The sequence below is a fragment of the Pseudomonas sp. NPDC087614 genome (assembly GCF_044743485.1).
Taxonomy (GTDB): Bacteria; Pseudomonadota; Gammaproteobacteria; order Pseudomonadales; family Pseudomonadaceae; genus Aquipseudomonas; species Aquipseudomonas baetica_A.
The window spans coordinates 43,308-55,184 of the sequence record NZ_JBIUWN010000037.1 but is presented as its reverse complement, the minus strand read 5'-3'; the positions used below and the strand labels follow the sequence as shown (position 1 = coordinate 55,184).

The window sequence follows — 11,877 nt, the reverse complement described above, 5'->3', positions numbered from 1 at the left end:
AACGAGTCGTACCAGCAGCCAGCCATGCCGGCCGGTGCCGAAGAAGGCATCAAGAAAGGCATGTACCTGCTTGAAGAAGACACCCGCGAAGCAGCCCACCACGTACAGCTGATGGGCTCCGGCACCATCCTGCGTGAAGTGCGTGAAGCGGCGAAGATCCTGCGTGAAGAGTTCAACATCGGCGCTGACGTATGGAGCGTCACCAGCTTCAACGAACTGCGTCGCGACGGCCTGGCCGTAGAGCGCAGCAACCGTCTGAAACCTGGCCAGAAGCCTAAGCAGAGCTACGTCGAAGAATGCCTGAGCGGCCGTAAAGGTCCGGTCATTGCATCCACCGACTACATGAAGCTGTTCGCCGAGCAGATCCGTCAGTGGGTACCGTCCAAGGAATTCAAAGTCCTGGGCACCGACGGTTTCGGCCGCAGCGACAGCCGCAAGAAACTGCGTCATTTCTTCGAAGTCGACCGTCATTTCGTGGTACTGGCAGCCCTGGAAGCACTGGCTGACCGTGGCGATATCGAACCTAAGGTCGTGGCTGAAGCCATCACCAAGTTCGGCATCGACCCGGAAAAACGCAACCCACTGGACTGCTGAGGAGAAACCCTGTGAGCGAACTCATTCGCGTACCTGACATCGGCAGCGGTGAAGGTGAAGTAATTGAACTGTTTGTGAAGGTCGGCGACCGCATCGAAGCCGACCAGAGCATCCTGACTCTGGAATCGGACAAGGCCAGCATGGAAGTGGCGGCCCCGAAGGCCGGCGTCATCAAAAGCCTGAAAGTGAAGCTGGGCGACCGCCTGAAAGAAGGCGACGAACTGCTTGAGCTGGAAGTCGAGGGCGCTGCGCAAGCGGCCCCTGCGCCTGCCGCCGCGCCGGCCGCCAAAGCCGAAGAAAAACCGGCCGCCGCATCTGCTGCTGCCGCGCCAGCCGCGGCCCCGGCTGCCGCTTCGGTTCAGCAAGTGCACGTGCCGGACATCGGCTCGTCGGGCAAGGCCCAGATCATCGAGATTCAGGTCAAGGTCGGCGACACCGTCGAGGCTGATCAATCGCTGATCACTCTGGAGTCCGACAAGGCGAGCATGGAAATCCCGTCGCCTGCTGCGGGCGTGGTCAAGGCCATCAGCGTCAAGCTCAACGACGAAGTCGGCACGGGCGACCTGATTCTGGACCTGGAAGTGGCAGGTGCTGCGGCGCCGGCTGCAGCCGCTCCGGCTCAGGCTGCTGCGCCAGCCGCTGCTGCACCTGCTCCTGCGGCAGCCCCGGCAGCCCCAGTGGCCGACAGCGTTCAGGACATCCATGTCCCGGACATCGGTTCGGCCGGCAAGGCCAAGATCATCGAAGTGTTGGTCAAGGCTGGTGACACCGTCGAGGCTGACCAATCGCTGATCACCCTGGAATCCGACAAGGCGAGCATGGAAATTCCATCGCCTGCCGCTGGCGTGGTGGAAAGCGTTTCCATCAAGCTGGACGACGAAGTCGGCACCGGCGACCTGATCCTCAAGCTGAAAGTCAAAGGCGCGGCCCCTGCGGCTGCGGCTGCCCCGGCTCCAGCCGCTGCTGCGCCAAGTGCTCCAGCGCCTGCCGCTGCTGCTCCGGCAGTCGCTGCACCTGCTGCCGCCGCGCCGGTTGCGGCGCCGGCCAAACCGGGCGCCAAAGTGCACGCCGGCCCTGCCGTGCGTCAACTGGCCCGTGAGTTCGGTGTTGAACTTAATGCGGTCGGCGCCAGCGGCCCACACGGTCGCATCCTCAAGGAAGACGTTCAGGTTTACGTCAAAGCGATGATGCAGAAGGCCAAGGAAGCACCGGCCGCTGCTGCTGGCGCAACCGGTGGCGCGGGCATCCCGCCGATTCCGGTCGTCGACTTCAGCCGTTTCGGCGAAATCGAAGAAGTGCCGATGACTCGCCTGATGCAGATCGGCGCGTCGAGCCTGCACCGCAGTTGGCTGAACATCCCGCACGTGACTCAGTTCGACTCGGCTGATATCACCGAGCTGGAAGCGTTCCGCGTTGCCCAGAAAGCCGTTGCAGAGAAGGCTGGCGTCAAGCTGACCATCCTGCCGCTGCTGCTCAAGTCGTGCGCGCACATGCTCAAGGAACTGCCGGATTTCAACAGTTCGCTGGCGCCAAGCGGCAAAGCGATCATCCGCAAGAAATACGTGAACATCGGCTTCGCCGTCGACACCCCGGATGGCCTGCTGGTACCGGTCATCAAGAACGTCGACCAGAAGAGCCTGTTGCAACTGGCAGCCGAAGCCGCTGCGCTGGCCGCCAAAGCCCGCGACAAGAAGCTCACCGCTGACGACATGCAAGGCGCCTGCTTCACCATTTCCAGCCTCGGCCACATTGGCGGCACCGGCTTCACGCCGATCGTCAACGCGCCGGAAGTGGCGATTCTCGGTGTTTCCAAGGCAACCATCCAGCCAGTCTGGGACGGCAAAGCCTTCCAGCCGAAACTGATGCTGCCACTGTCGCTGTCCTACGATCACCGAGTGATCAACGGCGCCGCCGCTGCACGCTTCACCCAGCGTCTGGGCAGCCTGCTGGCGGACATCCGCACCATCCTGCTGTAATCCCAAGCGGCCCTCCGGCAATGGAGGGCCGCTTGCGTTTCACGTTTTCGAGCGCCACACGCTCGTACCTCAACCCCGTCAGTTTGACGGGGCTTTTTTTTGTCTCGCGAAAACCAATCTGCGGTTTTTTCCCACAGGTTGTACTGACATCAGCTACGACCACCGTCCACTTCGCGACGATATTTTTATTCCCTACATAACTAGTCTTGACACAGCAAAGTTAACTAAAAATTCTTGCCTTAGTTATTCCCAATCAAACGTTAATTCGAATGGATTCGAACATGTTCAAACCGACTATTGGCCCACTCATAGGTCACATCACAACTAACCATGCGCGAATTCTTATTCGCGGCGATTATCAAAGCAATGCAGCAGTATTTGCTGCAATCCGTTACCGCAGTTCCGGATCACAACACTGGTCAAAAGGTACGTTCGCCAAGTTAAGCGCGCTACGCGACATGACGGAAGTACTGACACTCAACAACTTGAGCACTGATACCGAGTATGAGTACCAGGCAGTATGGTTCAGCCCGATGAATCCCGTGCATACCGTTCACAGTGTGGCGGAGTTGCCGCTGCAGTGGCCGAGGGAGATTTACCGGTTTCGCACCCGCTCCAGCAAAGCCTTGCAACCTCGTGCATACATCGTCGGCTCATGCCGCTACCTGCGCATGACGGCAGGTATCGCGTCGCTGCCCCATTTAGGCGACCGGATCTTTGCATCTATCAACCAGTTGATCGAAGGCGCACAGCCGCCGATCAGTGCAACACTCATGACCGGAGATCAAATCTATGTCGATGACCTGAACCTGATTGCACCGGATCGGGAATATAAAGATATTCTTGCAAAGTACCGCGCAGCGTTTTCACAACCCAACATACAACGACTGATGTCAACGACGTCGACCTACATGATTCTTGATGATCATGAAATCGAAGACAACTGGCCGGCAAACGCCGGTAAATCCGATCATGAGTTGTATCGCAATGCCATGGCCGCGTATGAGTTGTATCAAGTCAGTCACAGCCCGGCACACGCACTGACAACGAGCGGTCAAGTTGATCGTTCAACGCTTAAGCACTATTGGTATCAATTCAGTGACGGCGATATCGAGTGGTTTGTGACCGACAGTCGCACTCGCCGCAACTTGTCAGCCAGTGACCGACGCATTCTCGATGAGGCGCAAGAGCAAGCATTGCTTAAATGGCTGATCAACAGCCCGGCACGGGTCAAGTTCGTGGTCACCAGCGTCATGTTTTACCCGGATCGCAAGTTTCACGGCGATGACGCCTGGAAAGCCTTTCCGGAACAGCGTCTGCGCCTGCTCGAAACCATCCGCACCCGACAGATCAAAAATGTCGTGTTCGTTTCTGGCGACGTACACGGCTCGCTGACGTCGCGCCTGACACACAGCCAGGATCCGGACTTTGAAGTCCACACCATCGTTTCCTCGCCGCTGTGCAACAGCAAACTCTTGCCGTACGCCAAGGCGTCCACCTTCATCCTTGATCAGCCGTTGGTGCGCACGGCGGCGGGCGACTATGTGCATGAATTGACCAGCGAGGTGGTCGGCGAGGACAACTTCGCCCACCTTGTGGTCGAGACTGATCAAATCTTGGTCAATTACCACGATCAGAACGGGAAAAAGCTGCAAACCATCAGCCTGAAATTGCGCTGAAACGCAAAAAATCGCAGTCTTCGGCGGCGCCTGCATAGGTTGCAACCCCCCGCAGGCACTGCCGCAAGCTGCGATCTTTGGCTCTTTTATCGCCCCCACTGCAGAAATGCTCCGAGCAGCCGACACATTCTTATAGCACTTGGCCTTCATCACTCTTGTCAGTCAGTGCCGCAATGATGCAACCTTGCCGCAGGCAACAGTAAAGAGGGCGAGAGCCCGGCGCGTTCAGCATATTTCCAAGCGAGTTTCCTTCATGAAGAGCCAACCCGATGCCGCCAGCCGTACGGCGGCCGAGGTAGTGACGCAGTTGCCTGTGCCCTCGCGGCTCGGCATGCTGCGTTTCGAGCGCTTGAATGAAGCCAGCTGGGCGATGCTGTTTCTTGATCCCAACTGCGAACGCCAGTTCGGTCAACCGGCCGTCGAGCTCTGCGCGCTGGTCGGCTCGCCTTACGCCAGCCTGATGGAACCCGAAGCGCGTTATCAACTGCACGACGCGATCCAGCAGCAGCTCAGCGTGGGCCCGTACTATCTGGTGCGCTATACGTTGCACACCATGGCAGGCATGTTGAGTATCCTCGAACTCGGCGAGGCGTATAAACAGCACAACCGCCATCTGCTGCGCGGCTATCTGCTGGCGGTTGACAAGGTCTTTGACGATGCGCAAGCACTGCCCTCCGTTGACCTCGAAACCCAGAATTCCCGACTGCAAATCGCCCTTGAACTGAACCAGCGCGCCCAGCAGGAACAACTGCAACACCTCGAACGCGTGCGTGCCCAGCAAGATTTGATTCTGCTGCTCGCCCGTCAGCGCTACAGCACGCACAACTCGCTGCAAGAAGCCGCCGAACTGATCACCCGCAGTGCCTGCGACATCTACGAAATCGACTGCGCCAGCCTGTGGAACCTCGACGGCCAGCAACTGGTGCCGATCTCGGCTTACCACCGCGCAACGCAGGAGTACATCCTGCCCGACGTGATCGACGTGAGCAGCTTCCCCGACTATATGGAGGCGCTGCACAGTAGCCGCGCCATTGACGCCCACAACGCGATGCGTGACCCGCGTACCCGCGAAATGGCCGAGGCCCTGCGCCCACGTGACGTCAATGCCATGCTCGACGCCAGCATCCGCGTCGACGGCCACGTAGTCGGCGTGTTGTGCCTGGAACAGACCGGCGTCACCCGCGCCTGGCAGTCCGATGAAATCGCCTTTGCCGGCGAACTGGCCGACCAGTTCGCACAAGTGATCAACAACCACAATCGCCGCACCGCCACCAGCGCCCTGCATCTGTTCCAGCGTGCGGTCGAGCAAAGTGCCAACGCGTTTTTGCTGGTCAACTGCGACGGCGTGGTCGAGTACGTCAACCCCAGCTTCACCGCCATCACCCAGTACACCACCGAGGAAGTCCACGGCCAGCGCCTGTCGGAACTGCCGGCCCTGGAAAACCTCAGCGAACTGCTGTTCGACGCGCCCTCGGCGCTGGCCAAGAGCAACAGTTGGCAGGGCGAATTCAAGAGCCGCCGCAAAAACCTCGAACCGTACTGGGGCCAGTTGTCGATCTCCAAGGTGTACGGCGACAACCGTGAGCTGACGCATTACATCGGCATCTACGAAGACATCACCCAGACCAAACTGGCGCAACAACGCATCGAGCGTTTGGCGTACACCGACAACCTGACCAACCTCGGCAACCGGCCTGCATTTATCCGCAATCTGGACGAACGCTTCGCCCGGGATAGCGATACCCCGATCAGCCTGCTGCTGGTGGACATCGACAATTTCAAACGGATCAACGACAGCCTCGGCCATCAGACCGGCGACAAACTGTTGATCAGCCTCGCCCGCCGTCTGCGCAACAGCCTGAGCCCGAGCGGCAGCCTCGCCCGTTTCGCCAGTAACGAATTCGCTGTGTTGCTCGACAACACCGACCTTGAGGCCGGCCAACAGATCGCCAGCCAGTTGCTGATGACCCTCGACAAACCGATGTTCGTCGACAACCAACTGATCAGCGTCACCGGCTCCGTAGGCCTGGCCTGCGCGCCGCTGCACGGCCGTGATCCACAAACCCTGATGCGTAACGCCGGTTTGGCCCTGCACAAGGCCAAGGCCAACGGCAAACATCAGGTGCAAGTCTTTACCGAAGCGCTGAATGCCGAGGCCAGTTACAAACTGTTCGTTGAGAACAACCTGCGCCGCGCCCTGACCCAGAATGAACTGGACGTGTTCTACCAGCCAAAACTATGCCTGCGCAGCGGTCGCCTGCTGGGCATGGAAGCACTTTTGCGCTGGAATCATCCGGAACGCGGGATGATTCGCCCGGACCAGTTCATCAGCGTCGCCGAAGAAACCGGTCTGATCATTCCGATCGGTAAGTGGATCGCCCGTCAGGCCTGCCGCATGAGCAAAGCCCTGACCGCCGCCGGGATGGGCAATCTGCAAGTAGCGATCAACCTGTCGCCCAAGCAATTCTCCGATCCGGACCTGGTCTCCTCCATCGCCAACATCCTCAAGGAAGAAGCGTTGCCGGCCAATCTGCTCGAACTGGAACTGACCGAAGGCCTGCTGCTCGAAGCCACCGAAGACACGCACCTGCAGCTCGATCAGCTCAAGCGCCTGGGCCTGACCCTGGCCATGGACGACTTCGGCACCGGTTATTCATCGCTCAGCTACCTGAAAAAATTCCCGATCGACGTCATCAAGATCGATCGCAGTTTCATCCACGAAATCCCCGACAACCAGGACGACATGGAAATCACCTCCGCGGTGATCGCCATGGCCCACAACCTGAAACTCAAAGTCGTGGCCGAAGGTATCGAGACTGCCGAGCAACTGGCGTTCCTGCGTCGTCATCGCTGCGATGTCGGCCAAGGCTACCTGTTCGATCGGCCAATCCCGGGCGCCGAGCTGATCCAGGCCCTCAAACGCTACCCACGCGGCCCGCTCTGCCTCTGAGCACCACAGATCTCCCCTGTCGATGAATTTCCCCTGTGGAATCGTCGCACCGTCGCTCCCACATTTGAATAGTGCGAAATCGGGCATCATTGGGCACACTGGCGGTCTGATTTTTTACATCCCATCCTGACTGAGAGGAACGATCATGGTTCTGCGCTCGGAAATTCTGGTGAACAAAAACGTGCTCCCCACTAAAGATCAAGCTCTGCCCGGCCGCGAAACTGCGATGACCCTGCCGGAAAAACACTTCGTCTTCGAAGAAACCCCGCTGCTTGGCCCGTTTTTCCAGGACGTCGATTTTGCGATTTTCGGTCTGGGCTGTTTTTGGGGCGCCGAACGCCGCTTCTGGCAGCGTGAAGGCGTGGTCAGCACCGTGGTCGGTTACGCCGGCGGTTTCACACCGAACCCGACTTACGAAGAAGTCTGCTCAGGCCTGACCGGCCACGCTGAAGTGGTGCTGGTGGTGTATGACAAAGCGCAAGTCAGCTACGAAGCACTGCTCGCGATGTTCTGGGAACTGCATAACCCGACACAAGGCATGCGCCAGGGTAACGATATCGGCACCCAGTACCGCTCGGTGATCTACGCGACCACACCTGAACAACTGGACGCGGCGCTGAAGAGCAAAGCGACCTACCAGGCCGAGTTGTCGAAGGCGGGCCTGGGTGAGATCAGCACCGAGATCGAGCAGGCACCAACCGTGTACTTCGCCGAGGCGTATCACCAGCAGTATCTGGCGAAGAACCCTGAGGGTTATTGCGGGATTGGCGGCACCGGCGTGTGCATGCCACCGAGCCTGGCGGGTAACTGACCCTTTAAAGCAAAAGATCGCAGCCTTCGGCAGCCCCTACAGGAGATCAAAGGTCGTACGCACATTGCGTGGACGACGCCGAACTGGGTAGGAGTTGCCGAAGGCTGCGATCTTTTAATCTTGCCGTTGATCAACTCTCGGCAATCAACCAGTCCATCTGCCACCCGCCCCGGGTCTGCCCCAGCTTCTTCGACAACCACGGCAGCAGCTCACGTAATTCTTCCTCCAGCCCCCACGGCGGATTGGCGATCGCCATGCCCGAACCGTTCAGGCTGTTCGGCGTGTCCAGCGGATGCACCAGCAGTTCTACGCGCAACAACTTCGGCGCACCGGTGCCAGCCAAGTCCTGATAGAAACGCCGCAATGCACGCTGATCCTTCACCGGATACCAGATCGCCGCCACGGTTTGGCGCATCCGGCCAATCGCCTCTTTCAACGACGCTGCGCAACGCTGCATCTCGTCGAGCTGTTCGAACGGCGGGTCAATCAACATCACCGCACGCTTCTCCTGCACAGGCAACATCGCCCGCGCAACGTGCCAGCCCTCGCCCAGATGCACTTTTACCCGGCGATCACCGGCCATGTTGTCCTTGAGCAGCACGCCGTCTTCCGGGTGTTTCTCGTTGAGCATCACCCGGTCCTGCGGCCGGGTCAGGCGCCGCGCCAGCTCCGGCGAACCCGGGTAGTAGCGCAGTTGGCCATCCGGGTTCATCTCGTGCAGCACCTTCATATAGTCGGCGGTCAGCGCCGGCAGATCCGGCTGATCCCATAAGCGCGCGATGCCTTCCAGGTACTCACCGGTACGGTTGGCCTGATCGCCCTGCAAGTCATACAGACCGATGCCGGCGTGCGTGTCGAGATAGGCAAACGGCTGCTCCTTGCGCGACATCAAGGCGATGAGGCGGGTCAAGGTCAGGTGTTTGAACACATCGGCGTGATTGCCGGCATGGAAGGCGTGACGATAATTCATGGCTGCTCCTGCGAAGGGCGCAAAGTTTACCTTTTACCGGGCGGCAAGTCAGGGGTTGGCAGCCGAGAGGGCCTCAACGTCAAAAGATCGCAGCCTTCGACACTACAGATGATCCCGAGCAGTCTGTATCAAGGCTGCGATTTTTCGTGGAGAGTACGACCGACTCAGACAAACGGTCATTATTCCGTCAACTACCTGTCAGGTCTGACAGTAGCGCCGCCAGCAATGCTGACTGATAGTTACCAAGGCACGAATGAATCGATTGCCGAGTATTTTTTATTGATGGAAGGAGGCTGGAAATGGCAAAGGATATTGTAGTTACACCGGGCAAGGGCACCGTCAGCGGAACCTATACCGTAGATCCGAACGGAGTTTATCCAACGTATTCTGTGTCTGTTCAGCCCGATGACAACAGCGGAGAGCTTAGCGTAACAACTCCAGCCAACCCGAATCTGAAAAAGGGCGATAAGGTCAGCTTTACCGTATCTGACGGCCCGGCGGGAAGACTCCTGGGGAATGTGGAAAAGATCTAACAGCAAAAATAACCATGCCAACAAACATGCTTGCAAATGTGACGCCCAAAAGATCGCAGCCTTCGGCAGCTCCTACAGATGATCCCGTGTAGGAGCCGCCGAAGGCTGCGATCTTTTGATCTCGCGGTATCAGGAAGGCGTGGCGCCCAAGCGTCGACCGATGACGCCGAGCAAATCACAGCCGTCGCGCAAGGGAATGGCGCAGAGTTTGGCGAAGTCGCTAAGGATGAGGGAATCGCATTCGATCGAGCCGCGCATGCACAGGTTTTCCAGCACCTGGACGACCGTGCGTATGCGGTAGTTGGCGGCGACCGTCCACGCCACATCGCGACAAAAGCAACATAAAGAAACATCTTCCTACTGAATTCACGTCGTTCCAATCGCAGAGGGAATGCGAAGATCCGTCTCACTTAAAACCTGTAAAGAGGGAAATTTACATGGGTAGAAAGGTGATCGGAATCGGTGCTCCAACTTCAACAGGAGGCTCGGTACTGGAAGGAAACGTCGGAATTAACATTGATTACGCCGTGAGCACTTCGTCCATCGGCCACATAGCCAGTTGCCCTGTATGCCCTCCTGGCAAAGGCCCCATCGTCGCTGTCGGACCAAGACAGTCACTCTACCTGCAGGGCCGGTTGCGCTAGAGGGCGATTATGTAGCGTGTGGTTGTCCACCGAAATCCAACACTGTTCTCTCTGGTCAATCATCCGTCTTTGGCGGCGGCGAACACAGCGCTGCGAGCTTCTCAGCCATCATCCCTTTGATACCCAAACCAAAGAGTATTCAACGCATTACGCTTTCATATGGGGAGAGCCAGATTCCGGTCGACTCGGTTTCTCGCTTCTACACCGACCTGAATATTCATGTAAAAACTTCGGGTTACTCACCCGGCGAGATCGTTAGTGTGACGATCACGGGTGCAGCAGAAAAAACTCTGTCCGGCACCGTGGGGGCGAAAGGTATAGCGATTATTCCAAACGCTTTTCAAGGTGAAGTCTTCGACATGGAAGGTGAGGTCTAATGGCTCAGCTCAATATCAGCTCAGGTGGCGTAAACACTAACATCGTCGTAAAGCGTCCAAAATTCAGCACTCTGTGGACTGCTTACGCAGAAGTTGGCCTGAAAAGCTCGATTGATGTTTATGCGCTTGTTGGGGGTAACGTTGAGGCAGCCCGAGCAGAAAAGCCTGACGCTTACGCGAACGCTTGCGCACTGAGGATAAGCAGGGGATTTAATTATGGTGGATACAAAATTCCGAAAGGAACGATCATTCCGAGCAAGTCCATTTATCGTCTGGCCGGCGCAGACCAACTCCCCTACATCATGAAAGTCGCAGATTTTTTGACGTTCCTGAAACACAACTGGGGCGCTCCGGATCGCGAGCTAAAAATGAGTGAGGCGGATTTCATCAATGGCAAGAAAGGCGTGATTATCATGGAGATCACCGGATGGCTCGATGCTACAGGTCATGCGACTTTGTGGAATGGCAGCACAACCGGAGACAACAGTGACTACCATCGTCCAGATAGCCACACTTACGACCGGGCAGGCGTAACGCTGGAAAAGATCAACTTTTGGGAGTTAAAGGGATGAAGTTCCAGCTAATCATCGCATTCAGCATTTTGGGTGCATCTGGCAATGCCCTGGCAAGCGAAGTAGACGTGAACAGTGCGAGGACATCACTGAAAAATTACGGTCTCGCCAACTGCATATCGAATCAGTTCAAAAATCAGTCCGACATCAAGTCGGATATCGGACTAGCTATTGGCGCCTACTCCGCAATGGGTAAAGGGCAACACGCAATATCGCAGAATGAAGATACGCTTGAAGTCATCCATGACCCTTATGCGGAAACCGAAAAATTCATGACTGACGCATATGCGAAGGCTTCTTCTACCAGCAAGCAATCGGGCAAAAATGTTGTGTTTTATTCTTGCCTCGAAATTTACAACTCACCTGCCTTCGAAGCATTTATCAAGTCGCAGGATGCGTATATCTCAGACTGATTACGCGCTCAGCGTTGCCTCAACGTCAAAAGATCGCAGCCTTCGCGCAACGGGATCACGCAGAGCTGGGCGAAGTCGCTGAGGATCATCGAGTCGCACTCGATCGAGCCGCGCATGCACAGGTTTTCCAGCACCTGGACGACGGTTCGGATGCGGTGGTTGGCAGCGTCCATCAGGATGTCGGAGGGGACGTGGGTGTCGATGAACAGGGTGGGCATGTCGCTGCAGTTGCCGGTGAGGGCCATGAAGCGGTTGTCGGGATGGGGGATGATTTTTTCGTAGGGTGGATCGGGGTGCATGTTCGTCATTTTGTTATCTCCATGATTGATAAACGTTAGCCGCCAACGCACCTTCCTAC

General features: G+C 57.5%; 11 protein-coding genes and 1 pseudogene. 9 read left to right on the top strand and 3 right to left on the bottom strand.

Annotation, left to right across the window (positions count from 1 at the left end):
• From ACIOWA_RS15585 to msrA, 5 genes are all read left to right on the top strand, one after another.
• A partial coding sequence (locus tag ACIOWA_RS15585) for a transketolase-like TK C-terminal-containing protein (RefSeq protein ID WP_401160579.1) occupies positions 1-594 on the top strand: 594 nt, incomplete at its 5' end.
• A gap of 11 nt (positions 595-605) precedes the next feature.
• The gene (gene aceF, locus ACIOWA_RS15580) at positions 606-2,570 is read left to right on the top strand and encodes a dihydrolipoyllysine-residue acetyltransferase (RefSeq protein ID WP_401160577.1); all 1,965 of its coding nucleotides are present in this window, start codon (positions 606-608) and stop codon (positions 2,568-2,570) included.
• A gap of 281 nt (positions 2,571-2,851) precedes the next feature.
• Positions 2,852-4,249 (top strand): alkaline phosphatase D family protein, encoded by a 1,398-nt coding sequence (locus ACIOWA_RS15575; RefSeq protein WP_339432265.1) that lies wholly within the window; start codon positions 2,852-2,854, stop codon positions 4,247-4,249.
• Between the two features lie 253 nt (positions 4,250-4,502).
• A complete protein-coding gene (locus ACIOWA_RS15570) occupies positions 4,503-7,199 on the top strand; it encodes an EAL domain-containing protein (RefSeq protein WP_339432264.1) in 2,697 nt (898 codons plus the stop codon).
• Between the two features lie 145 nt (positions 7,200-7,344).
• Positions 7,345-8,010 (top strand): peptide-methionine (S)-S-oxide reductase MsrA, encoded by a 666-nt coding sequence (msrA, locus tag ACIOWA_RS15565; RefSeq protein WP_339432263.1) that lies wholly within the window; start codon positions 7,345-7,347, stop codon positions 8,008-8,010.
• 130 nt (positions 8,011-8,140) lie between these two features.
• Here the strand turns inward: msrA and ACIOWA_RS15560 are convergent, their stop codons facing one another.
• A complete protein-coding gene (locus ACIOWA_RS15560) occupies positions 8,141-8,980 on the bottom strand; it encodes a 23S rRNA (adenine(2030)-N(6))-methyltransferase RlmJ (protein WP_339432262.1) in 840 nt (279 codons plus the stop codon).
• A 299-nt stretch (positions 8,981-9,279) separates the two neighbouring features.
• Between ACIOWA_RS15560 and ACIOWA_RS15555 the strand changes: the two genes are divergently transcribed.
• Complete coding sequence (locus ACIOWA_RS15555) at positions 9,280-9,513, top strand: hypothetical protein (protein WP_339432261.1); 234 nt, start codon at positions 9,280-9,282, stop codon at positions 9,511-9,513.
• 129 nt (positions 9,514-9,642) lie between these two features.
• Here the strand turns inward: ACIOWA_RS15555 and ACIOWA_RS15550 are convergent.
• Positions 9,643-9,822, bottom strand: a pseudogene (locus tag ACIOWA_RS15550) (hypothetical protein); the annotation flags it as partial.
• 259 nt (positions 9,823-10,081) lie between these two features.
• Here ACIOWA_RS15550 and ACIOWA_RS15545 point away from each other — a divergent pair.
• Genes ACIOWA_RS15545 through ACIOWA_RS15535 form a run of 3 tightly spaced genes read left to right on the top strand, consistent with a single transcriptional unit; the run spans position 10,082 to position 11,519 of the window.
• Positions 10,082-10,534, top strand: coding sequence for a PAAR domain-containing protein (locus ACIOWA_RS15545; protein WP_401160574.1), 453 nt, complete (start codon positions 10,082-10,084; stop codon positions 10,532-10,534).
• Complete coding sequence (locus ACIOWA_RS15540; RefSeq protein WP_339432259.1) at positions 10,534-11,106, top strand: type VI secretion system amidase effector protein Tae4; 573 nt, start codon at positions 10,534-10,536, stop codon at positions 11,104-11,106. The genes ACIOWA_RS15545 and ACIOWA_RS15540 overlap by 1 nt, the downstream gene beginning before the upstream one ends.
• Positions 11,103-11,519, top strand: coding sequence for a hypothetical protein (locus ACIOWA_RS15535; protein ID WP_267798225.1), 417 nt, complete (start codon positions 11,103-11,105; stop codon positions 11,517-11,519). The genes ACIOWA_RS15540 and ACIOWA_RS15535 overlap by 4 nt, the downstream gene beginning before the upstream one ends.
• Positions 11,520-11,527: 8 nt before the next feature.
• Here ACIOWA_RS15535 and ACIOWA_RS15530 read toward each other — a convergent pair whose 3' ends face one another.
• A complete protein-coding gene (locus ACIOWA_RS15530; RefSeq protein WP_339465370.1) occupies positions 11,528-11,827 on the bottom strand; it encodes a hypothetical protein in 300 nt (99 codons plus the stop codon).
• Positions 11,828-11,877: the final 50 nt, after the last annotated feature.

Excerpts from the sequence above, each read along its gene's own strand:
- ACIOWA_RS15575 (WP_339432265.1), top strand. The coding sequence starts at position 2,852 with ATGTTCAAACCGACTATTGGCCCACTCATAGGTCACATCACAACTAAC.
- ACIOWA_RS15570 (WP_339432264.1), top strand. The coding sequence starts at position 4,503 with ATGAAGAGCCAACCCGATGCCGCCAGCCGTACGGCGGCCGAGGTAGTG.
- msrA (WP_339432263.1), top strand. The coding sequence starts at position 7,345 with ATGGTTCTGCGCTCGGAAATTCTGGTGAACAAAAACGTGCTCCCCACT.
- ACIOWA_RS15560 (WP_339432262.1), bottom strand. The coding sequence starts at position 8,980 with ATGAATTATCGTCACGCCTTCCATGCCGGCAATCACGCCGATGTGTTC.
- ACIOWA_RS15555 (WP_339432261.1), top strand. The coding sequence starts at position 9,280 with ATGGCAAAGGATATTGTAGTTACACCGGGCAAGGGCACCGTCAGCGGA.
- ACIOWA_RS15545 (WP_401160574.1), top strand. The coding sequence starts at position 10,082 with ATGCCCTCCTGGCAAAGGCCCCATCGTCGCTGTCGGACCAAGACAGTC.
- ACIOWA_RS15540 (WP_339432259.1), top strand. The coding sequence starts at position 10,534 with ATGGCTCAGCTCAATATCAGCTCAGGTGGCGTAAACACTAACATCGTC.
- ACIOWA_RS15535 (WP_267798225.1), top strand. The coding sequence starts at position 11,103 with ATGAAGTTCCAGCTAATCATCGCATTCAGCATTTTGGGTGCATCTGGC.
- ACIOWA_RS15530 (WP_339465370.1), bottom strand. The coding sequence starts at position 11,827 with ATGACGAACATGCACCCCGATCCACCCTACGAAAAAATCATCCCCCAT.